Raw genomic sequence first — 25683 nt, 5'->3', positions numbered from 1 at the left:
TATGGCTCAAATTCCAGCTTCTAGCGATTCCGCAGAGCGTAGCGCCCTAAAAGGCGATCGCCAATTCTCTCGTGATCCTAAAATTTGGCACAACCTCAAATACGCGATTTCTGCTAGCTCCGGTTTCCAACGCTGGCAGCTAGAACGCGATGCTCAATTACATGGGCTGCGCTTAGAACAGCAAGTACAGCGGTATTTACGAGAAACTTTAGAAACTTTAGCTTACTAAATACCAAGTAAATCTTGGAAACTTACTTGCAAACGGCGAAGTTGACGGTAGGCACTTTCTAAGCGCTCACCGTCAACTTCAATTTCCGCAGTCGGATAATTTTGCATAATTTCTAGCAGTGTTATCTGTCCATCGTCACTAGCAGAAATCGCTAAAGCCGAGCGCCAAGCTTGCCGATCAGCTTTACGCGACGGGCTATGAATCACTTGACTGAGTTCATCCAATATAACGTTACCAACTGGGCTATTCAACACCCGATCTAAAATTATGGGGTTGACTTTCACAGGTGCTATCAAAGACTGACGAATTGCTTTGGGGTTTTGTTGTGCCAAAGCCAAATCGATTTTTAGCCCAGTTGAGAGTTTACCAGTTTGGGCAAAAGTTGAGAGTTCTTCCACAGAAAGCGATTCACGGAAGATGCGGTACTTCAGCACCACTCGTTCAGCAGCAAAGGCAGGAATGCTGGAGATGATAAGATAACCACTGATTACGAAGAACAAGGCGCGATGCAGGGACAAAAATTGGCGGCGCATTTCCCCTCATTGCCAAAGCGTACTGTTTCTGTGACGATATTCCCACACAATTAGTTGCTGCTGACAGACCAAGCCGATTTTGGTCTGTGCAAACAGTTGTAGAAGCACAGTGCTGAATAAAGTAAGTCTAGGTCGTTAATCCAGAAATTTGGCTGAACAAGTGCTGATCATCCGGTATAGTTCTGTTAACTTTGACTTTAACTGCAAGTTCAGCACATTCAAGACAAAAAAATGAAATACCGGGGTTTTAATATCTCTACCTTACCCTTGCGAGCCGGGTTCGCGGCTTTGTTGGTTGTTTCTGGTAGTTCCATGCTATTGCCTAGTGAGGTAAATGCTGGTGCTACGCCAACTTTAACAGCCCAAGTTCCGGTAAATGCAACAGTCATTTACGTTAATCCAGCAACTGGTGCAGATAAAGCTGGTGTTGGTGTAACGGCAGCAGCCCCCTACAAAACCATCACCTTTGCCCTCAATCAAGCCACATCCGGTACAATTATTCAGCTAGCTGCTGGAAGCTATGACAAGAACAGTGGAGAAACTTTTCCACTTCTGCTCAAAGAAGGGGTGACGCTACGGGGTGATGATGCCAGCAAAGGTCAAGCAATCTTGATTACTGGCGGTGGTTTTTACACCAGTCGGACTTTTGCTAGACAAGACGTGACAATCTTGGCTAACAACGGAACTACTATCACAGGTGTTAGTGTCACTAACTCAAATCAGCGCGGTACTGCTGTGTGGGTTGAATCGACTAATCCTATTATCCAAAATAGTACTTTTGCTAACAGTGCCAGAGAGGGTGTGTTTGTCACGGGTACAGGAAATCCCAAAATACTCAATAACGTCTTTGTGCAAAACAAGGGCAACGGAGTTTCTGTAGCTAAATCTGCCCAAGGAGAGATTCGCAATAACCTATTTCAAGATACTGGTTTTGGTCTGGCCATTGGTGGTACTTCCACACCCCTAGTGGCAGAAAACCAAATCGTCCAAAACAAAGCTGGTATTTATATCTCAGAATCAGCTAAACCTGTACTGCGTAACAATGTAATTCAGAAAAATACGCAAGATGGGATAGTGGCAACCGTCGATGCTCTCCCCGACTTGGGCACAAATGAAAATCCTGGTGGTAATCTCATTCGCAATAACACTCGTTATGATCTGAATAATGCCACCAAAACTAATAGAATTATTGCTGTTGGCAACGATATTGATCAAAAGCGGATTTTTGGTTCGGTGGATTTTGTTGCCGCAACTGTTGACCAACCATCTGGTCAAGGTACTGCATTTAAGGATGTGCCTACAGGTTACTGGGCAAAGGCTTATATTGAAGCTTTAGCATCTACAAATATTATTGCTGGGTTTCCTGATGGCAGTTTCAAACCAAATGAACCTGTAACCCGCGCCCAATTTGCCACTATTATCACTAAAGCTTTGACACCAACCCCTAAACGTACAGCGATTAATTTTCGGGATGTGCAAAGCAATTTTTGGGCTTATGCGGCGATTCAATCGGCTTACCAGAGTCAATTTGTAGCTGGTTATCCCGATGGTACTTTTAAGCCACAGCAGCAAATTCCGAGAGTGCAGGCGTTAGTTGCTTTAGCTAATGGTTTGGGTTTTACTGCTAATGATCAAAATATCATTTCGTTTTACTCTGATGTTGCCCTGATTCCTAGTTATGCGGTTGGCCCAGTTGCAGCAGCTACTACAAGGCAATTGGTGATTAACTATCCCACAGTTAAGCAACTTGAACCAAATCGCGATGCGACGAGGGCAGAAGTTGCGGCTTTTGTTTACCAAGCGCTGGTTAGTGCTGGACGTGCGCCGGCAATTCCCTCTGCTTATTTGGTAACAGCGCAGTAACACGCGGTAGGGGTAAAGTAATACGCCGTAGGTACGGTACAGCGAATAGAATTCGCGGCTACACAAACGTTCGCGTAGCGTCCCGTAGGGATAGTCCGCCTGCGCGGACTAAGAAAAATTAATGTTTTGAAACCCGCGCAGGCGGGTTTTGCCTGTGTAGTTGCGGTTTCTAACCGCCCTTGAAAATCTCGTCTCGTTTCCAGCCAGGGCGAATGGAATTCGCGGCTACACAAGCGAAGTCCGCCTGCGCGGATTAAGAAAAATCAATGTTTTGAAACCCGCGCAGGCGGGTTTTGTCTGTGTAGTTGCGGTTTCTAACCGCCCTTGAAAATTTCGTTTCCAGGTAGAACCTGTCCAGACGTACAAAGCATTTCTAAGTCTTGTCGGTGTCCTTACTCCTATCCCAGCGCCAGAGAAAGACCATTAGGGCAACGACTCCCATCTGAAGGGCGAAGTTGGGTAAAGCGCTGTCAAGATTGCGACCTGCAAGCAATTGGAAAAAAAATACAAATGCGCCGATAAAGCCAGAAGCGCCAAAACCAATATAGACCAATTGCCGTAAACCGCGATAAGGGGCTGCTGCTTCTGCTTTCAAGCGTTCATATTGTTTAGAGTTAAGGCGATTTTTAGGATTTTGGTCTACCATAGGTAAATAGTGCTATACTGCTAGATTGTATGCGCCGATGTGGCTCAGGGGTAGAGCAGCTGATTCGTAATCAGCAGGCCGTGGGTTCAAATCCCATCATCGGCTTTAGTGTGTAGAAAGTGTAAGTCTTGCCGTTGTTGGGTAGATTCACTGTCTATTAAACAACAATGAACAGTAATTTGGTTCATCTCTTATTTGGACTTACTCAAAACTGGTGTGGAACCCTTGATTTACCGTAGGGGCAATTCATGAATTGCCCCTACATTTGTTACTTGATGCGTAAGTCCTAATTATTTATCAACGGTTAGGGGTTAAGTTAGAAAAGTAACCAGTGAACTTAGTAGTCATGAGTAATGAAGCTAATACCTGTCGTAAGTATGTAGAACCAAAATTAAATCAAGCAGGTTGGGATACGGAGCCTTATAGTTACCTAGAGCAGTATTATTTTACTGATGGTAAGATTAGACCGAAAAATCAGCGTCAACCACGTGGTAAAAGAAAATTTGCCGATTATTTACTCTTAAAAGGGGATTTTCCCTTAGCAGTGGTAGAAGCGAAGCGGAAACGCAAAACCCCTGATGAGGGACTAGAACAAGCTAGAGACTATGCCAATATTCTAGGAGTAAAGTTTGCTTACTCCACTAATGGACAGGGAATTGTTGAGTTTGATTTCATCACGGGTAAACAGTCCGATGTGATGGACTCATTTCCTAGTGCTGATGAACTTTGGCGCAGGTTAAAAGGGGAATCGAAGGAGCAAATTAGAGAAGATATTGCTGATAAATTGTTAACTCCTGTTTATCCAATTCCAGATAAACCTGTACGTTACTATCAAAGAAATGCTATTAATGCAGCACTGGCAGCAATTTTTAAAGGGCAAAAGCGGTTATTGTTGACAATGGCAACAGGAACGGGTAAAACGACGGTATCTTTTCAAATCGCCTGGAAACTGTCAAGAATAGAATGGAATACATCGGGTTATTTTCGTTCACCAAGAATTTTATTTTTGGCAGACCGGAATATATTAGTAGATGACCCGATGAATAAAGATTTTTCTGCTTTTGATAAGGATAAAATCTACAAAATTCAGGGTGAAGCAAAAAAAGGACGTGATTTGTATTTTGCTATTTATCAGGCAATTAGTGATAACCAGAATAGTTTAGGGCTATATAGAGAATATAGTCCTGATTATTTTGATTTGATTATTGTTGATGAGTGTCATCGAGGTAGCGCCAGAGATGAAAGTAACTGGCGACAAATTTTAGAATATTTTGCACCTGCTTATCAATTGGGATTGACGGCGACACCGTTACGAGATGATAACGTAGATACTTATCACTATTTTGGTAATCCTCTTTATACTTATTCTCTCAAACAAGGGATTGATGATGGTTTCTTAGCACCATATCGAGTTTATCGGGTTACTACCCGTTCTGATAAGGAAGGATGGCGGCCTAGTACTGGACAAATTGATCGTTATGGTAGAAGGATTCCTGATGATGTTTATCAAACTCCAGACTTTGAGAAGAAATTAGTTAGAGAAGCGCGAACAAAAGCTATTGCTAAACACATTACCGATTTTCTCAAACATACAGATCGTTATGCCAAAACAATTGTTTTTTGTGTGGATGAAGATCACGTTAAGGCAATGGTAAAGGAGTTACGCAACCTCAATACTGATATTACAAAAACAAATCCTGATTACATAACGCGCATTACTTCTGATGCTGGTGATGTGGGGAAAGGACATCTCTATAAATTTAAAGATGTTTTAAATGAAACTCATATCATTGCTGTAACTGCGAAACTGCTAACAACTGGGGTGGATATTCCTACCTGTAAAAATGTTATTCTTGCCCGTGTTATTCGCTCAATGACAGATTTTAAACAAATCATTGGACGGGGAACTCGTGTAAGACAAGAACAGGGCAAAATGTATTTTAATATAGTTGATTATACTAATTGCACTGTACTATTTCAAGATAAAGATTTTGATGGTGAACCTAATTTAATTAATGAATCAGAAATTGATGAACAAGGGCAAATTCTCGTAGAGACAATTCATGAATTTGTAGGGACAATTCATGAATTGTCCCTACGGGAAGAAGATGTAGGGGTAATTGATGAATTAGTTATACCAGATGATGATGATGCACCACCTCATAAATATTACGTTGATGGTGGTAGTGAGGAAATTGTTGAAGAAGGAATTTATGATTTAGATGCAGATAATCAACTGCGTTTGTCTAAATTAATTGACTACACGAGAGAGCAAGTTAGGATTCTCTATCGTTCTACTATAGAAATACAACAACGCTGGGCTGTTCCTGAAGAACGTGCAGAAATTATTGATTTGCTGGCAGATAAGGGAATTGATTTTGATGAGTTAAAAGAAGTTACAAATTTTCCTGAAGCTGATCCTTTTGATTTATTATGTCATATTGCGTTTGATGCTCCGGTGTTGACTTGCAAGCAACGGGCTGAAAGGTTGCGTCGTCGTCAAGCTAACTTTTTTGGGCAATATGGGGAGGATGCGAGGGCAATTTTAGAGATTATTTTGGATAAGTATGCACAGAAGGGGGTTGAGGAGTTTAATATTCCGACGACTTTTAAAGCTAATCGTGAGTTTGATAATTATGGTAATGCGGTTGAAATTGCTCAACGATTTGGGGGTGTTCAGCAACTTAGGGAAGCGGTAAATTATTTGCAAGTTTTATTGTATTCGGCGTAGGGCAATTCATGAATTGCACCTACAAATAATATATAAAACAGGAATTCATGAATCTCCCCCTACAAATAATATATAAATTTGATAACATGGAAAACCACACTAAGAGTTTTTATCGTCGTTCTCTTCGTTTACGTGGGTATGATTATTCTCAGGCTGGTGCTTACTTTATTACTATTTGTACAAATAAAAGAAAGTGTTTATTTGGGAATATCGCTAATAACGAGGTCAATCTTAATGAATTAGGAAATATAGTATTAGATTTCTGGTATTCATTGCCTAGTAAATATCCAAATATCGAGTTAGATGAATTCATTATTATGCCTAATCATCTACATGGAATTATTGTAATTACAGATTTAGAGACAATTTATAAATCGCATTCACAACAATTAACTAATGTAGGGACAATTCATGAATTGTCCCTACGTGAACGCCGGAATATACTTTTACCTAAAGTCATTGGTTATTTCAAGATGAATGCGGCTAAAGCTATTAATCAGAAAATTTCAGCTTCAGGTACATCACTTTGGCAGGGAAATTATTATGAGCATATTGTCCGTAATGAATCTGAATTAGAGCGAATTAGGCAATATATTGTTAATAATCCGCTAAAATGGGCGCTAGATTGTGATAATCCTGATGGTAAACCTGATCAGGAAGAATTACTATTTTGGCGCGATTTCGGTCGTAAAGATTTATAAATAATTGATGGAGACAATTCGTGAATTGTCTCTACAGTAAAATTAACAGGATTTAATCGAGACAATTCGTGAATTGTCTCTACAGTGAAATTAACAGGATTTAGGGGTAATTCGTGAATTATCCCGACAATAGAGGCATAAATGGGAAAACGCACTACTAAACAAAACGATAAAGTTATAACTACAGCCCAAAAACTGGGAAGTGTGGTTAAATCAGCGCGTGATACTATGCGGACTGATAAAGGTCTAAATGGAGAATTAGACCGGCTTCCCCAGTTGACTTGGATTATGTTCTTGAAACTGTTGGATGATTCGGAGAAACTGCATGAAGCGGAAGCAGAATTAGAGGGAATTTCTTATAAACCAACGATTCAAACGCCTTATCGCTGGCGTGATTGGGCTGCTAATGAAAATTTTACAGGAGACAGATTAAAAAGTTTCATCAATAATGATGAGGCGATTTTACCAGATGACACGAAAGGTGCAGGGTTACTGGCTTATTTGCGGAATCTCAAAAGCAAAACCGGTAATAAACGCGCTGATGTTATCGCTAAGGTTTTCAAAGATGTCAATAACCGCATGATTAGCGGAACTTTGCTGTGGGATGTGCTGAATAAGGTAAATGAAATTCACTTTGATAAATCAGAAGAAGTGAACCTCCTCAGCACGTTGTATGAGTCGATGCTAAAGGAAATGCGGGACGCTGCGGGAGATTCGGGAGAATTTTACACCCCCCGTCCGGTAGTGCGGTTTATGGTGCAGGTAATAGCACCGAAGGTGGGGGAAACGATTTTTGACCCTGCTTGCGGAACGGGTGGTTTTTTGGTTGAGGCTTATGAATACCTGAAACAGAATTGTAGCGCCCAAGATTGGCAGATATTACAAAAAAGCTTGATAGGTGCTGAGGCGAAATCCTTGCCTTTAATGTTAGCGCACATGAGTTTGCTATTACATGGGTTTGAATATCCCGATATTGATGATGGTAATAGTCTGCGGTTTACTCTGTCAGAAATGGGTGAAAAAGATTGGGTGGATATAATTCTCACTAACCCACCGTTTGGGGGTGAGGAAGAAGACAGAATTAAAAAGAATTTTCCACCAGATAGACAAACTAAGGAAACGGCGTTTTTATTCCTTCAGTTAATTATGCGTCGTCTTCGACAAAGACCGAAACCCCGCGTAGGGGTAATTCATGAATTACCCCTACATGAATTGTCTCTACAAACAGGACGCGCTGCTGTAGTGTTTCCTAATGGGGTGCTGTTTGGGGATGGTATGTGCGCCAAAATTAAGGAAGATTTGCTGAAGGATTTTAATTTGCATACGATTGTTCGTCTTCCTAATGGGGTTTTTGCACCATATACTGGCATTCCGACAAATTTGTTATTTTTTGACCGTTCTGGACAAACGGATGAAATTTGGTTTTATGAAATTCCGTTACCAGAAGGACGAAAAACTTACACAAAAACTAAGCCGATACAGGATGAAGATTTTGCTGAATGTGTGGCATGGTGGCAGAATAGGGAAGAAAATCAATATGCTTGGAAATATAACTTTAGGGAAGTTTATCATCAGGCGATAAAAGATGCAAAACCTTATTGGGATGCTGGTAATCAAGCGGAGGAAATTGCTAATGAGCTTACTAAGAAGGTAAAACAATTAACTGAGAAAATCAAAGGTTTAGAAAATTCTATTTTGGATTTTTCGCTACCTCAAGAAGTTGTCAAAATTAAACAGCAGATTCAAACAGTTAAGGATGAGGTAAAACAGTCTCAAATTGAGGAGCAAAATCAGCGCGAGATTGCTAAGGTTGAGAAAGGGAAAGGTGATGCTATTTACTGGGCAATTTATAATCTTGACCGGAAAAACCCGAATAATCAGACGGATTTTGAACATTTACCGCCTGAGCAATTGGTAAATGATATATTAGAGAAGGATCGGCGAGTTGCTGAAATTATGTCTGAAATTAAAGCAATTTTGGGTTAGAGATAATTCATGTAGGGGTAATTCATGAATTATCCGGTGTAGGGGCAATTCGTGAATTGCCCCTACTGAGATTAAATGTATTTTGGAGCAGTGCCAATGTTAGGTTTACTAGAAAAGTTTAGTCTCTGGGAAGAATTAACGAGTCAATCAGCATTAGATAATGTTGATTCTGACCAAATTTTACTGATGAATGGGATTAACTGGAATATATATGAGATTCTGTTACAGCGATTTGAAAATACTTCTCATTATCGCTTTAAATATTTAGAAGGTACTTTAGAAATAATGTCTCCTAGTCGTCGCCATGAGTTTGATAAAAAGATTATTGCTGTATTATTAGAAACCTATTTTATTGAAAAAGATATTGATTTTTATCCTTTAGGTTCAACTACTTTTAGAAGGGAAGCGGCCGCTAGAGGTATTGAACCAGATGAATGTTATTGTTTTGATTCTGAAAAATCTGTTCCTGATTTGGCTATTGAGGTGGTTGTGACGAGTGGGGGAATTGATGATTTATTAATTTATCAAGGTTTGGGTGTACCGGAAGTTTGGTTTTGGCGGAATAATCAATTTTTTTTATATTATCTGCGTGGTGATAAGTATGAGAAAATATCAAAAAGTGAATTTTTACCAGATTTAGATTTAGCTTTGTTAGCAAGTTTGGTTTTGTCTGGTGAAAAACCAAAAGATTTAATTTTAAATTTTCGTGAAAGCATTCGTCGGGGCAATTCGTGAATTGCCCCTACAAATATATACAAATAATTATGAATGAAGTTTATCCTTTAGTGCCATTAGGTGAATTACTTATTAAATCTGAAGAATGGATAGATATTAACCCAACAGAAAAATATAAACAAGTAACTGTCAAAATCTGGGGCAAAGGTGTTATAGAACGTAATGAAGTAAGCGGAGCAGAAATAGCGGCTACTAAAAGATTAAAAGTACGTTATGGGCAATTTATTTTGTCTAGAATTGATGCGCGTCATGGTGCTGTTGTTACTAATGATTTTCCTGTTTTTACGCTTAACAATCAAAAAATTGTGCCACAATTTCTTGACTGGATAAGTAAAACAAAGGATTTTATAGAACTTTGTAAAGCTGCTAGTGAAGGAACTACAAATAGGGTTAGGCTAAAAGAAGACAAATTTCTCTTGATGAAAATCCCCCTACCACCGCTAGAGGAACAACGGCGGATAGTGTTGCGGGTTGAGGAATTGGTGGGGAAAATTGAGGAAGTGCGATCGCTACGTCAAAAAGCACTTGAAGAAACAGACGTGCTTCTTGCTGTTGAATCAACAAAATTATTAGCCAAGACGCTCGTTAAAGGTCAATTATCCGATGTTTTGCTTGAAAAACCCAGAAATGGTTGGTCAGCAAGATGCAATAATATGCCAGAAGGTACTCCTATTTTGTCACTTGGTGCTGTGACAGGATTTTCCTACCGACAAACTGAATTTAAAAGAACATCAGAACCTGTTTCAATATATGCACATTACTGGCTGAAACCTGGTGATTTACTTATTACCAGAAGCAACACTCCTGAGTTAGTAGGACACGCTGCAATTTACAATGGTTCTCCCTATCCATGTATCTATCCTGACTTGATGATGCGCCTAGAAACTGATGAATCTAAGACAGATAAACAATTTGTACATCATTGGCTGGCTTGTACATTAGTGCGTAACTACATCAAGGGTAAAGCAAAAGGAACAAGTCCCACGATGAAAAAGATTTCTCAGGACGTGGTGATGAATATTCCTTTTCCGTCGGATTTATCCATCCCGGAACAACGTCGCATAGTTGCCTACCTCGATGAACTCCAAACCAAAGTAGACACAATGAAGCAACACAGAGAAGAAGCAATAAAAGAACTTGATGCCCTTTTACCGGCAATTCTCGATAAAGCATTTAAAGGGGAATTGTGAACCAAATTAGTAAAGCAGGACTTACGCAAAACAAAAGGAAAGTAGCGGTAATTCATGAATTACCGCTACGGGAAGATAGGGCTTTTAGTGACATTTTGCGTAAATCCTATAAAGTTATTTCAAAAGATATAGTAGATAAACATCACCAATAAGGGCGAAAAATTTGGGTTTAGTAAAAATCAAGCGATCGCACTCGATATCCTACGGCAGATTGCAACTTGGTGAGGTACAGATTATCTTAAGGGCACAACTTGATTGACTGCTGACGTTCTGGCATTTCTGCAAATGTAGATTAATCAAAGTCGGTTTCGCAGTAGGCTTTTAATAAATCGATGCAATTTGCGATCGCACCTAAATGAGCAATTTCATAGCCGTGGGTGTTCTCTGTGGGGAATGCCAAGCAAGCCGCGCGGGAAACATGACCGAATTTCATCGCAATTGAGGCATCGCTACCAAACCCACTCAGGGTTGTTAGTTGCACAGGCATATCTAGTTGCTTGGCACTTTGGCGCAGTTGTCCGTTTAAGGTTTCATCATAAATCCCATAGCCATCCTGAACCAAAATAACCGGATCTTTTCCATCCTTAACTGGGTATTCACTGGAAAGCGGACAAATTTCTAAAGCGATCAAAGCATCCAAACGCTGGTTTTGAGTAAAAAATAACGCCCCAATAGCGCCAACTTCTTCTTTTGCTGACGCCACTAAATATACATCGACAACAGGCTGTTTTAAAGTTTGAGCTAATGCCAGCAGAATCGCCACAGAGGCTTTATTATCCAGGGTATAGCTGGCAATATGATCCTTTAATCTGACTGGCTGCTTGCGATGCTTGCCGATTACCATTCTCGTTCCCGGTCGAATGCCAGCAGCTTCAAGTTCCTCGGTAGTCAGCTTGGTCTCAATCCAGGCATTTTCCCACTTGACAACGGTATCTTCTTGCTGGGCTTTTTGCGGTGATTCGTGGGAAACATGGCGAGAACCAAAGCTGAGAATGCCGCTGATAGTTTCATTGTCTCCGAGTAAATCAACAACACCTTCGCCGTAAATCCAGGGGTAAGAACCGCCAAGCTTGCGGACTTCAACTTTGCCTGCTTCACCTACAGTCTTGACAATTGCGCCAATTTCGTCTTTGTGGGCGGTGATGGCAATTGCGCGTTCAGGATTTTTGCCAGGAATCTTGGCAATAATATTATCGGCGCGATCGCACCAAACTTCCACACCCAGCGCTGCAAATCGCTGTAACAGCAACTGGTTAATCTCCGCCTCTAAACCACTAGGAGAATGGTGCATGACCAATTCTTGAATAATATTAAATAACTCTTCGTAGTTCCACATCAAAAAAAGTGTATTACTTTGGAAAGTAAATATAGATAATTTTACTTAAAATCACCGATTCAGGGGGCAATATGCAAGTTATCTCTAACGAAAGGCCGAATATCCCTCAACCACCAACTTTTACATCTATTGCCGATGAACGACTGCACCGCCAGCAACGCCTAGCAGCAGCATTCCGCCTATTTTCGCGGTTTGGGTTTAGTGAAGGTATAGCCGGACATATCACTGCACGGGACCCGGAACACCCAGAACACTTTTGGGTTAACCCTTTCGGGATGCACTTCGGTATGATTCGAGTGAGTGACCTCATTTTAGTAAACCAAGAGGGTGAGGTAATTTTAGGCGATCGCCCGGTGAATCGGGCAGCTTTTGCCATTCATTCTCAAGTTCATGCGGCTCGTCCCGATGTAGTAGCGGCGGCTCATGCCCATTCTATCTATGGCAAAAGCTGGTCTAGCCTTGGACGCCTCCTCGACCCCCTCACCCAAGATGCCTGTTCTTTTTACCAAGATCATAGCCTGTTTGAAGATTACACAGGCGTTGTGCTCGACCCAAAAGAAGGACAGCGGATTGCCCAAACTTTAGGCAACAATAAAGCGATTATCCTCAAAAACCACGGCTTGCTGACAGTGGGTCATTCTGTTGATGAGGCTGCCTGGTGGTTTACCACAATGGAGCGTTCTTGTCAAGCTCAATTATTGGCAGAAGCTGCTGGCAAACCCAGCCCCATCAAAGCTGAGTCTGCTAGTGTGGCTCACAGCCAAGTGGGAACACATGAATTGGGTTGGTTTAGTTTTCAACCTTTATATGACTTGATTGTGCGGCAAGAACCCGACTTGCTGGAGTAAGCGGTGACTTTTTTTGTTTGCGCTTGAGCAATGCTGTTGCACCCAAAGCCCCTAAAGCCAACATCCCCAACACAGGCGAAGATTCGGGAACTGCCACCAATGCGGCTCCTGCGACAATTTTATGAGTGGAGGTTGTGGGATGAATCGCGTCCCAAAACAAATACTCATCTGGGTTAGCACAGATTGTTTGAGCATCCAGGTTTAAGCAAGGGTCAGTAACATTAGTGAAACCAAATTTGCCTGGAGATGCGATCGCTTGATTAATTAAAGAATTAATATCGAGAAGAGTGATGTTGATGTTTGGTTGCTGCTGATTCAAACCATTGAGAGTTTGACTTAAAGCAGAATTATGAAGTCCAGTTAAGTAGTTAAGTCCACCAGAAAAAGGACTCCCTTTAGTGCCGGGAAGCTTACCTAAATCAGGCAAATTAACCACCAAGAAATTTTTAGCGCCGACGGAGGCAAGTGTTGCCACTGTACTTGCCAAATTATTCACTGGTAGCAGAGGATTTGTCACCCCAGCACCAAGGTAATCATTAGCACCAGCCCAGACTACATACAGGGCGTTCTCGTCAGCTTGGGGATAACTTGCCACAAAGGTCTGGATTTGTTGCGTCAACCCTGGCAAATTCAGGGGGTTGTTAGGAATCAAGGTGTTAGAGGTATTTGTATTCGCACCACCCACTGCGTAGTTGGTTTCCTGTATTCCTAGAGCATTTGCGAGATACTCCACCCAAACTGGGCCATTAGAAAAACGCCCGTTATCGTAGAATGGCTCTGGGGGAATAGCCCCGCCTGTTAACTGGTAGGCATTGCCATTATCAACCAGGCTGTCGCCAAAAGCGTAAATTTGACTAAAAGTTGCCGCATTCGCTTTCAGGGGCAACATGAAAGAAAAGATGACAAATCCTGCCGCTACAACTTGGTTTTTCATGTTTATTGAATTTTCAGTATTTTTGCGCTGTGTCTCACAGATCATAAATATTGAGAACGGAGATAAACCTCTAGGTTGTTTTGTAGTTATTGCCAAAACAAGTACAGCTTATTAAGTTTATTTACGTAATTTTATTTATTCTCTAGGAAAATATTAAACAGTTATGTGTAAGATAAATCGAATAAAATAACGTATATTTACTCAGTCTTGATAATTGACTGGTGTATTACAAAGGAATGATAAAGCTAGCAGATGGCAGATAAATATATATTGGGTAGGCAAACAGCCCCTCCCACCACTATCGATGAATTAGAGGCAATAGGCTATCGCTTTAACTTCAGAGCCTCAGCAGCCGATATCCCCTCACCCTGAGTACCGAAGTACCACAAAGCAGCAGCCGCCTCACCGCGAGTCACTGGTTTTTTGGGTTGAAACAGGGTCGTATAGCCAAATACCCGGCGAATATTCGATTGTTCACCATTCTGGAAATCAGCCAACACAGCGCGTAATGCCTTGGGGTCAATTTTTCCTACATCTTGAAAACCCCAAGTTTGCTTAACTGCATCTAAGTTGGCAGCGGGTAAGGCTTGGCGAGTATCGAGGGGTATTTTCCACAGTAGCAACTGCTCCCGCGTTAGGGGTGCATCAGGACGAAACAAAACGGCTGTGGAATCTCCAGACAAAGCACTAGGAATTAACCCAGCTTCAGCTAACCCCTGAATAGCGGCAAAATCAGGGTCTTTTGCGGACACATCACTAAAAGCTGGTTGAGCAGTTTCTGATGCCAAGCGAATTTGTTTGGCTGGATTGTTAGCATTCATCGCATTATTAGCAGCAACTAGCCAATGAGCATATTCCCGGTGGGTGATGATTTTACCCGGTTCAAAGTTGTTTTTAGTTGCCTTTGAATCTTGAGAGAAAATCCCTAATGCTGCCAAGTCTTGGATGTGTTGACGCCATTCTGGCGGCACTTTGTTTAAATCATTGAATTCTGGAGATTCTGATGTAGCCGTTGGGGTTGTTTGGTTGTCAGGTGTGGTGGTTGGTTGTGTTGCCAAATTGGTATCGGGTAGTACTGGGCCAATAAACTGTGCATCACCTGGTTGGGGAAGCTGAGAATTTTGAGTTGGGTTAGGTTGAGTGGTGGCAGTACTATTAGGTACGTACTCAATCAATAGTTCAGTCGATGTTTGTGGTTGATTGGCTGTGGCTGTTGTGACAGATTTCGGCGCAACTGCAACCTTCAACAGCAAATTTTGACGCCGCGCTTCAAAAGTACCGCTCCCTTCTTCTGTCGGTTGTCGCAAAATTTGCCAGTTGTTTGCCTGAAATTGGTTGCGATAAAAGCTGGCTATAAAATTGCTAGGGTCAGAACTTTGCCAACGAGTTAAGACTCTATTTTCTGAGTCAGTTGCTTTTTTAACTTCCTCAAGTTTGGCATTGGGATATATGGGGATATCTTTGGGAAAATCAGCTGGTAATTGAACTGTTGATTCAGTTGGTTGTAAGAGCGGTTTTTTACCTTGAGCTTCCCCAAAAACAACAGAGTTGTCTTGCAGCCTGGGATCTGCCGCCAAGGACTGCTCCAGGTTTTTGGCGACTGGGCCGTTAGCACAGGCTGTTAAGGAAGACAGTAAAACAGCCAAACTCAGAAAGACAGATGGAGATTTACAAGGCAACACAGGAAATCACAAATCGGGTGACGATTCCTACCCTAACGCAGACTGTCTACTATCGGCGCAAAGATGACTTTGAGAAAAATTCCGAAATTTTGGTTTTATTTCCTGCTGGAGCAGTTTGCACTGGAATCCTATTTCAGATAGTTTGCTAAATCTTCAACGGTTGGAGCAGGTAATCGATTGAGAACTCGCCAAATAACGGTATAGCTGCCATCTTTGCGGCGACGAACTGGCCGGAAGGCGAGGATGAGATCACTGCTTTGCAGTTGTCCTAATTGCGCTCTAGAGCGGCTATTTTGCTCTTGAATGAGTTGACGGCTTAAAATGATCTCTGGTAGTTGGAATTGTAGCGATCGCACAACATAAGTATGGTTTAATTCGGCTTTCGCATCGGCCAAAATCACCTGACTTTGTTGCCAATTCTGGTTTTTGCCAGTCAAGAACCGCTGCCTGTCTGCTTGTAAGGCTTCTAACTGCTGGGGAGGTTGGTAGTTGAGGAAAAATTCTCGCGTTGGTGACGAAATAGCTTGTAGTCTTCCATCCAATTTTTCCAGAGGGATGTCGCCCACATCTACCATAAAGCCGTAATCTACTCCTTGGTGCACTAAATGAAAGTTATCACCATCCATCTGAAGTGCTAGACTGGGACTAAACCCTTCTTTATTTTCACCCAAAGAAGGGAAAGGGTAGCGTTGGCTAACGCTGGCTTGTAATCGATTCTGGAGAGTATTCAGCTGACGACGGTAAGCTGAATCAGGTAAAACTCGGAAAATGCCCGTGTTAGACAACTCCAGAAGTTTAGCGTAGGTTTGCGGTTCTTGGGGATCGATGTCGTAAGCAAAGCGGTCAAGTGTCGCAGCAGTTTCCTGAGGATCTATAAATTGAGTTTCTCTTGAAAATGCCCCTCGTGCTGCCTTCAAGAGTTTACTGGCAGCTTTGAGAGTAGTGAGCGCTTCCGCTAACGGTGCGATCGCAGGTTGTATGGGCGGTTGATAGTTAGCGATAGCTGTCTTTGTATCCCTACCAACAATCGGCAATGGGGATGGAGTTAAATCCGGTTCCCTTGTAGAGAAAGGTGTTGCTGGCTTTCCGAGATTGGGACGCTGGACTGGCGCTAGGGGAAGCACTGGGTCAAATTGCCGCTCTCCAGTAACTAGGGGTAGCTGTCTGACTAAGGCTAATTCACCCCGGCGAGACAATAACTGATCGATGACTGGGGAAAGTTTTAACAATTCCTGGCTAGAAGCATACAAAGAGCAGTAAATTTGTGCTTGTGACTCAGTCAACTGAACAGGTTCGGGGGACAAGTTGATTGAGGAATCCGCTCTTGGTGGGGTACACAAAGTTTTGGGACTTGAGTACTGGCGTCGGAGAAAACCTTCTACAGACTTGGTCTGAATAGTTAATTGCCCCCGGACAGATCGCATTCTATTGGGATCTGGTTCAGTCAGCGCTTGCTCAAGGCGAGCAATCAAATATATCTGCTGCTGCACTAAGCGACTTGCTGTGGTATAAAAGTCCTCACCTACTGCCTCTGTTGCCAGATTGTAATTCAGGTCAGATGGGGTGCGATGTTCCTGGACAAGGCGAATGTCCGGAGAAGTTAGCGAAAAAGAAAGTAAAAGTTCCAAAAAGATTTGTCTCATGTCAAAAACGTAGAGCGGATAGGAGTAGGAAAAATCTAAAATATAAAATAGATATTAAATTGAAATAAAAAAATATAAGACTAGTGACATTCCTCAGTTCATATTACTTTCTGTAAAGCGTCGCCGGGTTGTTACCAGTGCTGAAACACGATTACATGCAAGTTTCCCAGGATCAGCCGATCTATTCTGAGGCTCCACTCCAGCTGTTGCTGTTTATTGATGGACGCCCAAAGTCCCGACAGCAGGTTCAGCGACTACGCGCCCATCTGAAGGAATTAGAGGCTGAATATAGCTTTGAACTTCAAATCATCGATGTCGGGCAACAACCCCATTTGGCGGAACACTTTAAATTGGTAGCAACGCCCGCTTTGATTAAAATCCACCCGGAACCCCGGCAGGTACTAGCCGGGAGTAATATTATTGCCCAATTGAAAACCTGGTGGCCTCGCTGGCAATCTGCCGTAGACACCTTCTTGAAAATGCAAGAAGACTTACAAGAACGTATAGATGAAAATACTTGGGTAGCATCACCCAAATCGACAATTCGCTCAGTGGCTGCTTCTGCCGAACTGATCAGACTATCAGACGAAATTTTTCGCTTGAAGCAGGAAAAAGAGAAACTTCAGGAACAGCTACAGTTTAAAGACCGAGTGATTGCGATGCTAGCACATGACCTCCGCAATCCTTTAACGGCTGCGGCGATCGCGATTGAAACTCTCCAAACTAACTACAATGTAGATACGGGTGAGTTTCAGCGACTCAAACCAGGCATGACGGCGCATTTATTAAAACAAGCCCGCAGCCAAACCCGGACGATTGATCGGATGATTGCTGACCTTTTGCAAGTGGGTCGTGGTCAAGATACAGAACTACCGATTACACCGCAAAAGATGGAATTAGGGCAACTCTGCCTGGATGTAATCGAGCAATTGCGCGATCGCTACACCAGCAAATCCCAAAAGCTGGAAACAGATATCCCCAACGACTTACCCTGTGTGTATGCCGATCCTGAACGGATGCGCCAAGTGCTAGTAAATCTGCTGGATAATGCCATTAAATATACTCCTGCTGGTGGCACAATCAGCGTTGCTGGACTGCACCGTACTACCCAAAAAATTCAGTTCAGTATTGGTGACACTGGCCCTGGCATTCCCCAAGAAAATCGCGATCGCATCTTTGAAAATCACTTCCGTCTACAACGTGATGAAGGTACGGACGGTTACGGCATTGGTCTTTGTTTATGCCAACGCATTGTCCGGGCACATTATGGTCAAATTTGGGTAGACTCAGCCCCTAATGGTGGAGCCTGGTTCCACTTCACGTTACCAGTTTATCCGTCTTAGTTATTGGTCATTAGTCATTAGTCATTAGTCATTAATTCTTTGACTACTAATAACTAAGTAGAAAGACATAAATAAAAATCACTGTGGAAAAAAAATTGATATAGTCGAAAACCCTATTACCTATTACCTATTACCTAATCCCAACGACAAATATTTACGCCTACCTACTTGCTTGTTTGGGGAAAATCTGATCGCGCCCCTGTGCTTTTGCTTGATACAGTGCCTTATCTGCCGCCACAATCAAATCTATTGGTGAAACTTCCCAAGTAGGTACAGTAGTTGCCACCCCCATACTTAGGGTGACGTACTTACTCACAGGAGACCGCTGATGAACAATTTGCAAATCCCTCACTCCTGCTTGCATGGCTTCGGCAACGTAAAATGCCCCAAATGCTTTAGTGTTGGGCATAATCACAGCAAACTCTTCACCCCCATAACGGGCTACTAAATCCTGGGTTTTCTGTGCCTTACTACTTAAAACAGCACCCACCTTGTGTAAGCAGACATCCCCAGCCGGATGACCATATTGATCGTTGTAAAATTTAAAAAAGTCTATATCACAAAGAATTAGTGACAGGGGCAATTTATCCTGTGCTAAATTAATCCACTGAGCCTTGAGATAATCGTCAAAGCGTCGACGATTAGCCAAATTAGTTAAAGCATCCACATTGGCTAGCTGCTGCAAAGCTTGATTTGCCGCCTCCAACTGTTTGTAAACTTGTGCTTGTTGCAGCAGCCGTCGTAACCTCTGACGCAACACCGGCCAGTGGATTGGCTTAGTCACGTAATCAGTTGCCCCTGCTTCAAAGGCTAGGTCTACAGAAGATTCATCATTCAAGCTGGTGATCATCACAATGGGGGTGCGTCCCCATAGTTTAGATATCACCGTATTCCCTAGGGCAGAATCAGTATCAAAGGTTGCCAATGCCGACATCAAATTATTTCTGGCAATCTGGAGTAAGTGCTTACAGCAGGTAAAGCCATCCATTACAGGCATCACCGCATCTAGCAAAACTATGTCCGGTTTGACAGTCATGAAAGCATCTAAACACTGCTTACCATCAGTGACCTCGACTACGCGATAGCCTTCTTGTTCCATAGCTTCACGCAATAGCGATCGCATTATCTTGTCATCATCAGCCACCAAAACCAAAGGGGGTTGCTGTCCTAGAGAAAATGGGCTTATGCCTGACATGAGTTGCGTTCCACAGAAAAAGAGAATATCGGGGAGATACCGCTTTCTGACTCACTGGTTTGTTTAGTGTCTGGTGGCACGAATCTGTGGCTGTACAATTGGTTTGAGTAGCGATTGTTGGGAGTTTGCTGACAAAAAACAGTGCGGCGATCCTGAAACCGGCGGTTCTGGGACACATACGAGCATTCGCCTAGGTTGGCCCTGGCGCCGTTGCATAAAGGCAATCGCTCCCTCACAAATACCAGAAATTGCCGCAAAGGTGTATCTTCCTTCACAATCAATTGTTTTCTGACAAGAGACTGCTCAATTATTTTGAGCCAAATAAGCGGTAAATGACTAGGTTGCATAGACAATCTATTGAGAACGCAAAGGCAATTGTTAGCTTTTTGTCCAGCTACAGTAAGAGTAGGAAATGTTACTTATATATTTCCCTATTCGTGAAGCGAAATTACAACTTTACGGAAAACGTCAAATGTATATCTTAACTTTTGAACTAAAAAGTTAATTTTGACACTTGCGAAGGAGGCGGAGATTACATGGCAAACTATAAATTGCTAATGCTAAATCCTGGTATAACTTAAATTGAACCAAGTTAGCCGAGTTTGTAACTATTACTGACTTTCTGGATAATTACATAGGCTGAAGCGCAAAATATTGTGCAAACCTTGATTTTCTAGATGCTTCTAAGCTAACAAGTTAAGTGGAAATCCCTACATTTAACCTAGGATGTCTATCTATGATCAAAAAGATCGGGAATTTTTTCGGAGAAATACTGGTTTGCTAGCTAAAATCTGATAACAATAAGAATGCTAAATTAATAGCAGTCTGCTTGACAGCTAAAACTTATCATTCCTTGGCAAGTAGAATACCAAACTGCGGTGTTACCACACAACAAGCAGTCGGCGAATCAAAAGCTATTTACATTTACCAGATTAATAAATGCCAGACCCATTAATGTATCAGCAGGATACTTTTGTTCTTCTAGAAACAAACCGACCGGAACAATTTCTCACGGCACCAGAGTTATTAGAAAAGCTCACCAAAGCTCTAGAAGAACTCAAGCTTCAGGATTTACCGCCCGATGTGCAAAAATTGACGACAGTGGCAGCTCAAGCACAATATTTAATCGACACTAGTTGTGAGTTGGATATTGGACCAGGGCAATACTTGCAATGGTATGCAGTGCGCTTAGAAAAGTAACTTTTTAGTCATTAGTCAATAGTTATGATTACAGGACTATTGACTAATGATTAATCATGCTGCTTGAGTAGTAATCAGCGTCAGTTCAATTCTATCTTCATCTGGCTGTGTAATTTTAACCTCGACTCCAGGAGCAAAATATTTGGTCATTTTCTCCTGCTTTTGCTGCCAAATATTCATTGGAATCAGTGGTGAATCAAACTCTACAGTTAAGGCATAAGCCCCATCGATTTCTGTTTCTCGTAAACCAGTGACTATTGGTCGTTCTTCATCAGTGGGACTCAGACCCAGGTAGTCGAGGGCCCGATCAAGATGACCTTTTTGACCGTAGCAAAATCGCGTGATGTCTGTGCGAATTCTATTTTGAGTCACAGTGGCTTGCTGCGATCGCAGGCTCAACACTGACGGTGTGGTAGCTTGACTAAAGGGTATAGGCTTGAGTTCATTGGCTTTGAGCGCCAGTCCTCCCAGAAATAGAGGAAAGCCGTAAAAAAATCCTACAAGATTGAGAGTGGCATTATCAGCAGCGTAGGCAATGAAGCCCGTGATGATTAATATGCCACCGATGGTTAAACCGAGTGTTCCCAAAGAAATTTTGCCGAGCATAATTTGCGGATAGTATAAATTCTTAATCCATCTGTCTTACTATCATCGGCCATAATTGACCTCTCCCTGGCTTAAAAGCGCGGGGATTCTAAACTGTTGCTAGGAGTGAGCATGAGGGTGCGCCTGTTAAAAGCTTGATTTATCCAGGAAGTGGGCTAGATTAGCCCAAGTCTTACAGCTTTTTGCGTTAACTTTAACTTGAGGATAGTTAAGGATTGGCAGAAAATAATGGATTTACAGACGATAAAAGAACGCATTACCGCAGTTCAAAGTAAGCGTGAGTACTTGCTGAGTCTACTGGAGCAACCAAATCTGGGAACTTTGAGAGTTGATGTCAATCAGGCTTTGGAAGAACTGGATGATTTAATTGATGAATTTAGGCGCACCGTTCCACAAGCGGGAAATAATTAAGCCGAATTACGTCTGAGAAAAGATCAAATAAATTAGTGATTAGAGGCATAGCGATCGCACAAATGGCGATCGCTATCTTCTACCGACCGATTCGTTTGCAAGTAATCCCGCACGCGATCGCAACCATAACCCAGTAAATCCAAATTCAGAATTCGCTGCACATTCCACATAATTAGCGTATTATCCTCACTGACAGTTGCCACAAACGTTCCATCGCTGCCATAGACTACTCCCCTAATCGCCGCACTGTGGCCTCTAAGAGTCGTTAATTCTGTGCCATCAAGCTTCCAAAGCTTCACCGTGTTGTCCACACTCCCAGAAGCGATAATTTGACCGTCAGGGCTAAAGGCAACTCCCCACACCGCAGCCGCATGACCTCGGAAAGTTCTCACCAACTTACCATCGACTGTCCAAAGCTTAACCGTATTATCCCCACTGCCAGAAGCGACCATCTTACCGTCAAGGCTAAAAGCAACTCTCCAGACCACAGCAGTATGACCTCGGAAAGTTCTCACCAACGTACCATCAAGCTGCCACAACTTCACAGTACCATCCCCCCCAGCGGAGGCAACAAGCTGACCGTCAGGGCTAAACACCACCTGCCAAACAGGAGCATGATTTTCTGTGAGGGTATGCAGTAATCTGCCGTCGCGTCGCCAAAGCTTGAGAGTGTTATCTTGACTTCCGGAAGCAAGGGTTTGACCATCAGGACTGAAAGCTAATGCAAAAACCGTAGCCTTATGACCTACCAAAGTGGCGATCAGCCTTCCGGGCATAGCTGCGCTTACCGCCCCACCGTTGCGATTCCAGACGTTCACTGTATTATCGTTTCTGCCAGAAGCCATTAACTTGCCATCCCGACTCAGAGCAACAGCATAAATCACTGCATTTTGTTCAGTCAAAGTCATGAGCAATTTGCCTTGACGACTCCAAAGCTTAGTTGTACCGTCCTCGCTGCCTGTAGCGATGGTAGAACTATCAGAACTCAGCGCGATCGCCCAAATCGCAGCTTTATGTGCAGTAACTGTTGTCCGCAATGGGTTTTGACTCTGCCACAGTCTGACGGTGTTTTCTGCACCCGCCGAAGCAATAAAACTGCCGTCGGGACTCCAAGCTATCCCCCAAATTCCAGCACTGTGACCTCTAAACGTTGTCAGTTCTGTGCCGTCAAGGTTCCAAAGTTTTACAGTTTGATCTCGACTTGCAGAGGCAACCCTCTGACCGTCTGGACTAAACACGACTGCGGAGACCACAGAAGTATGACCTTCTAGGGTTCTCAGCAAACTGCCGTCCCTTTTCCAGAGTTTGACCGTTTTGTCTCCACCGGACGAAGCAATAATCTGACCGTCTGGACTAAACACGACTGCGGAGACCACAGAAGTATGACCGTCTAGGGTTTTCAGCAAACTGCCGTCTTTGTTCCAGAGTTTGACCGTTTTATCTCCACTTGCCGAAGCAATTATCTGACTATCCGAACTAAAAGCTACTGCGGCTACCCCAGCATGATGACCTTGGAGCGTTCTTAGCAGGCTACCGTCTTTGTGCCAAAGTTTTACAGTTTTGTCTATACTGGCGGTGGCAATAATTTGACCGTCAGGGCTAAAGGCAACTCCCCAGATGCCAGCACTGTGACCCTGAAAATTTTTCAACAAAGTGCCGTTGCGCTGCCAAAGTTTCATCGTCCCATCATCACCACCCGAAGCAATCAACTGACCGTCAGGGCTAAATTTAACTGCTCTAATGATCGCCTGATGACCTTTGAAAGTTGCCACCTCTGTACCATCCCGCAGCCATAGTTTAACTGTTTTATCTACACTCGCTGAGGCAATGAGCTTACTATCAGGACTGATATCCACTGCCATAACAGCGGCTTGATGCCCTGATAACCGATTGTATTCATCTGCTTGATAAACGGCTTGCCGCAGGATATTTTCAACTTGATGCTCGGTCTTTGTATCTGCCTCACCGAGAAGCAGCAGTTTTTGTTGAGCTTTAATAGCTTCTATCAGTGCATCCAAGCGGCGATGTGAAGCAAACAGTCCCTCAGAAGAGGACACCAACGCCTGAACTTCGCTGATTCTGGCCAGACGTTCGCTCTTGAGTGTTTGGCGGTACTGAACAAAAGTTTCTATACCCAATCCGGTAGAGATGAGCAATCCCATACCCACTGCAACTAACAAAAATCTTTGCAGTTTAGCGGTTTTTTCCTCGCCAATCAGTCGTGCTTCTACGAATTGAGCGCGTGCTGCTTCTAAAGCAAGTTGGACTTCTTTGCGATCGCTTCCAGCGGGCGCTCCGCGCCATCGCATTCTTGACTCGCTGCTAAAAACTGATAATCTATATCACTTAAACTTTTGCCCTGAGACCAGAGTTGAGCATCTTTTAGCGCCTGCCCCCGTAATAGCCGAGATTCATCGGTTTTCTGGGAATTAGTCCAAGCGTCAAAGGCTTGGGAATAAGGACGCAAGGCACTCAGTTGCTTTTCTACCCATTCGGCATTAAACACTTCTTGATAAATGCGGTTTTTTACCTGAAGCAATCCTGCTTGTTTGAAAACTAATCCCGATAGCAAAAGTTCGCGCTGTTCTCGGCACTCCAGAGCGGGTATTTCCACACCTTGCAAAATTTGCTGATAAATGCCTAGCAATCGTCCAACTCGTTGTTCGCTATAAAGTAGGCGATCGCGAATTGTTTTCAAATGCTCTGGCTGATCTTGGCTTTCCCAATTGCGGAGAATATGAGTCTGGACGAAAGAGTCAATAAAATCTTTAGTAGTTGGCTTTAACTCAGCACACCTGTGTACCAGCATCTGACACAACTTTTGCGTCAAAAATGGCTGTCCCCCTGTCCAGTAGAGAATGCGTTGCAGGGTGAAATCGGCATCAGGGATAACCCACGTCAATCCAGCCATGAGCGGAGTTGCTTCGGTGAGTTGAAAACCCCGTAATTCGATCGCTTGTCCAACGTTAAACGGAGTTCGGGTGGCGTCGGAAATCAAGTCTCCAGGAGTGGCTACACCAAATAAAGCAAAAGTGAGCCGGTGATACTCAGGCTGTTCGGCTCGTCGATTATAACAAGCACGAATCAGGGCAAAAAAGTCGTCCGTGGAAAATTTCAGACTGAGGACGCTATCAATCTCATCAATGAAAATCACGATGGGTGCTGAGATTTGCGTCAGCAGAACGCTATCAAAAAAGTCACTCAACCGATTAACAAAGGATAGATGAGTGCGATCGCGCCACCAACTCAGCAAATTTACATCTAGCTTAAAAGTCTTGACCAAAAGCCCCAAAATGGAAGCATACCACTGTTCTGGTGTCACCTCCCGCGTGCCAATAGCAGTGATATCAATTACACCACAGCGGACTCCTTCTGCTTGCAGGCGGTGAGTGCTCTGTACCCGCAAGCTAGATTTACCCATTTGCCGAGAATTAAACACGTAGCAAAACTCACCACGCAACAATCCCTGAAATAGCACCTCATCTGCCTGTCTTCTGACATAGGTAGAAGCATTAAAGGGCAGACTACCACCAACTTGATAGGATGGATTAGGGCTAGGTAAGGTGAGCATAAAATGAGTTTTTTGACAAGGAAAAAATTTAAATTTCGTCTTCTTTTGATAAACAGTTTATCAATCTATATAAGTTATTATTGCTGATAATTACTAATTATTAAAATCTTGTTTTTTTTCCTTTTAACTGTCTTATCTTTCCTGATTAAATGTCTTATCTTTCCTTGCATTTTTGCTACATAAGCAAGAGTATGTAAATACGCAATAATTTAAGATAACTTAAACTAAAGGTTTTGCCAAACAGGAAACCTGCCAGCAGTTTTTCAAACATGGCTGAAATCAGATTGCGTGACAAACTAA

At 42.8% G+C, this 25683-nt stretch carries 22 protein-coding genes and 1 tRNA gene; 12 read left to right on the top strand and 11 right to left on the bottom strand.

The window, feature by feature from the left end:
- The first annotated feature begins 1 nt into the window (after position 1).
- Complete coding sequence (locus CYLST_RS24090; protein WP_015210354.1) at positions 2–229, top strand: hypothetical protein; 228 nt, start codon at positions 2–4, stop codon at positions 227–229.
- Here the strand turns inward: CYLST_RS24090 and CYLST_RS24085 are convergent.
- On the bottom strand, positions 226–762 hold the full coding sequence (locus CYLST_RS24085) for an alpha/beta hydrolase (protein ID WP_015210353.1): 537 nt from the start codon (positions 760–762) through the stop codon (positions 226–228). The two genes, CYLST_RS24090 and CYLST_RS24085, sit on opposite strands and share 4 nt — an antisense overlap.
- A 231-nt stretch (positions 763–993) precedes the next feature.
- Between CYLST_RS24085 and CYLST_RS24080 the strand changes: the two genes are divergently transcribed.
- Positions 994–2625: a DUF1565 domain-containing protein gene (locus tag CYLST_RS24080; RefSeq protein WP_015210352.1), complete on the top strand. Its 1632-nt coding sequence runs from the start codon at positions 994–996 to the stop codon at positions 2623–2625.
- A 373-nt stretch (positions 2626–2998) separates the two neighbouring features.
- Here CYLST_RS24080 and CYLST_RS24075 read toward each other — a convergent pair whose 3' ends face one another.
- A complete protein-coding gene (locus CYLST_RS24075) occupies positions 2999–3271 on the bottom strand; it encodes a DUF3493 domain-containing protein (protein WP_015210351.1) in 273 nt (90 codons plus the stop codon).
- A gap of 33 nt (positions 3272–3304) precedes the next feature.
- Here CYLST_RS24075 and CYLST_RS24070 point away from each other — a divergent pair.
- The 6 genes from CYLST_RS24070 (at position 3305) to CYLST_RS24045 (ending at position 10614) form a co-directional block, all read left to right on the top strand.
- Positions 3305–3376 (top strand) — tRNA-Thr (locus CYLST_RS24070).
- A gap of 241 nt (positions 3377–3617) precedes the next feature.
- Positions 3618–6002: an EcoAI/FtnUII family type I restriction enzme subunit R gene (gene hsdR / locus CYLST_RS24065; RefSeq protein ID WP_015210350.1), complete on the top strand. Its 2385-nt coding sequence runs from the start codon at positions 3618–3620 to the stop codon at positions 6000–6002.
- Between the two features lie 47 nt (positions 6003–6049).
- Entirely contained in the window at positions 6050–6703 is a 654-nt protein-coding gene (locus tag CYLST_RS24060; RefSeq protein WP_015210349.1) for a transposase, read from the top strand.
- 141 nt (positions 6704–6844) lie between these two features.
- The gene (locus CYLST_RS24055; protein ID WP_015210348.1) at positions 6845–8689 is read left to right on the top strand and encodes an N-6 DNA methylase; all 1845 of its coding nucleotides are present in this window, start codon (positions 6845–6847) and stop codon (positions 8687–8689) included.
- Positions 8690–8785: 96 nt separating this feature from the next.
- The gene (locus CYLST_RS24050) at positions 8786–9424 is read left to right on the top strand and encodes a Uma2 family endonuclease (protein WP_015210347.1); all 639 of its coding nucleotides are present in this window, start codon (positions 8786–8788) and stop codon (positions 9422–9424) included.
- A gap of 29 nt (positions 9425–9453) precedes the next feature.
- Positions 9454–10614: a restriction endonuclease subunit S gene (locus CYLST_RS24045; RefSeq protein ID WP_015210346.1), complete on the top strand. Its 1161-nt coding sequence runs from the start codon at positions 9454–9456 to the stop codon at positions 10612–10614.
- A gap of 292 nt (positions 10615–10906) precedes the next feature.
- Here the strand turns inward: CYLST_RS24045 and CYLST_RS24040 are convergent, their stop codons facing one another.
- Complete coding sequence (locus CYLST_RS24040; protein WP_015210345.1) at positions 10907–11950, bottom strand: M42 family metallopeptidase; 1044 nt, start codon at positions 11948–11950, stop codon at positions 10907–10909.
- Between the two features lie 71 nt (positions 11951–12021).
- On the opposite strand from CYLST_RS24040, the gene CYLST_RS24035 reads away from it, so the two are divergent.
- Positions 12022–12798 (top strand): class II aldolase/adducin family protein, encoded by a 777-nt coding sequence (locus CYLST_RS24035; RefSeq protein WP_015210344.1) that lies wholly within the window; start codon positions 12022–12024, stop codon positions 12796–12798.
- On the opposite strand, the gene CYLST_RS24030 is transcribed toward CYLST_RS24035, so the two are convergent.
- The 3 genes from CYLST_RS24030 to CYLST_RS24020 form a co-directional block, all read right to left on the bottom strand.
- A complete protein-coding gene (locus CYLST_RS24030) occupies positions 12740–13732 on the bottom strand; it encodes an SGNH/GDSL hydrolase family protein (RefSeq protein ID WP_041233242.1) in 993 nt (330 codons plus the stop codon). The genes CYLST_RS24035 and CYLST_RS24030 overlap by 59 nt on opposite strands.
- Before the next feature lie 323 nt (positions 13733–14055).
- Complete coding sequence (locus tag CYLST_RS24025; RefSeq protein ID WP_015210341.1) at positions 14056–15414, bottom strand: S-layer homology domain-containing protein; 1359 nt, start codon at positions 15412–15414, stop codon at positions 14056–14058.
- A gap of 128 nt (positions 15415–15542) precedes the next feature.
- A complete protein-coding gene (locus CYLST_RS24020; protein WP_015210340.1) occupies positions 15543–17057 on the bottom strand; it encodes a hypothetical protein in 1515 nt (504 codons plus the stop codon).
- Between the two features lie 137 nt (positions 17058–17194).
- Here CYLST_RS24020 and CYLST_RS24015 point away from each other — a divergent pair, with 137 nt between their 5' ends.
- The gene (locus tag CYLST_RS24015; protein ID WP_172642168.1) at positions 17195–18400 is read left to right on the top strand and encodes a histidine kinase; all 1206 of its coding nucleotides are present in this window, start codon (positions 17195–17197) and stop codon (positions 18398–18400) included.
- Between the two features lie 160 nt (positions 18401–18560).
- Here CYLST_RS24015 and CYLST_RS24010 read toward each other — a convergent pair whose 3' ends face one another.
- Both CYLST_RS24010 and CYLST_RS24005 read right to left on the bottom strand, forming a co-directional pair.
- The gene (locus CYLST_RS24010) at positions 18561–19595 is read right to left on the bottom strand and encodes a response regulator (RefSeq protein ID WP_015210338.1); all 1035 of its coding nucleotides are present in this window, start codon (positions 19593–19595) and stop codon (positions 18561–18563) included.
- Positions 19583–19942, bottom strand: a complete 360-nt coding sequence (locus CYLST_RS24005; protein WP_015210337.1) for a hypothetical protein — start codon at positions 19940–19942, stop codon at positions 19583–19585. The genes CYLST_RS24010 and CYLST_RS24005 overlap by 13 nt, the downstream gene beginning before the upstream one ends.
- 592 nt (positions 19943–20534) lie before the next feature.
- Here CYLST_RS24005 and CYLST_RS24000 point away from each other — a divergent pair.
- Positions 20535–20795: a CRR7 family NDH-1 assembly protein gene (locus tag CYLST_RS24000; protein ID WP_015210335.1), complete on the top strand. Its 261-nt coding sequence runs from the start codon at positions 20535–20537 to the stop codon at positions 20793–20795.
- A 54-nt stretch (positions 20796–20849) separates the two neighbouring features.
- Here CYLST_RS24000 and CYLST_RS23995 read toward each other — a convergent pair whose 3' ends face one another.
- The gene (locus CYLST_RS23995) at positions 20850–21401 is read right to left on the bottom strand and encodes a DUF2854 domain-containing protein (protein ID WP_015210334.1); all 552 of its coding nucleotides are present in this window, start codon (positions 21399–21401) and stop codon (positions 20850–20852) included.
- A 228-nt stretch (positions 21402–21629) separates the two neighbouring features.
- Here CYLST_RS23995 and CYLST_RS23990 point away from each other — a divergent pair, with 228 nt between their 5' ends.
- Positions 21630–21812 (top strand): hypothetical protein, encoded by a 183-nt coding sequence (locus tag CYLST_RS23990; RefSeq protein ID WP_015210333.1) that lies wholly within the window; start codon positions 21630–21632, stop codon positions 21810–21812.
- 32 nt (positions 21813–21844) lie between these two features.
- Here the strand turns inward: CYLST_RS23990 and CYLST_RS36585 are convergent, their stop codons facing one another.
- On the bottom strand, positions 21845–24121 hold the full coding sequence (locus tag CYLST_RS36585) for a WD40 domain-containing protein (RefSeq protein ID WP_342663852.1): 2277 nt from the start codon (positions 24119–24121) through the stop codon (positions 21845–21847).
- On the bottom strand, positions 24064–25383 hold the full coding sequence (locus CYLST_RS36580; RefSeq protein WP_342663851.1) for an AAA-like domain-containing protein: 1320 nt from the start codon (positions 25381–25383) through the stop codon (positions 24064–24066). Before CYLST_RS36580 ends, CYLST_RS36585 begins: the two co-directional genes overlap by 58 nt.
- Positions 25384–25683 lie beyond the last annotated feature (300 nt).

It is taken from the genome of Cylindrospermum stagnale PCC 7417 (genome assembly GCF_000317535.1).
GTDB lineage: Bacteria > Cyanobacteriota > Cyanobacteriia > Cyanobacteriales > Nostocaceae > Cylindrospermum > Cylindrospermum stagnale.
Note: the sequence above shows the minus strand (reverse complement) of the source record. Positions and strands in the feature narration are given on the sequence as shown.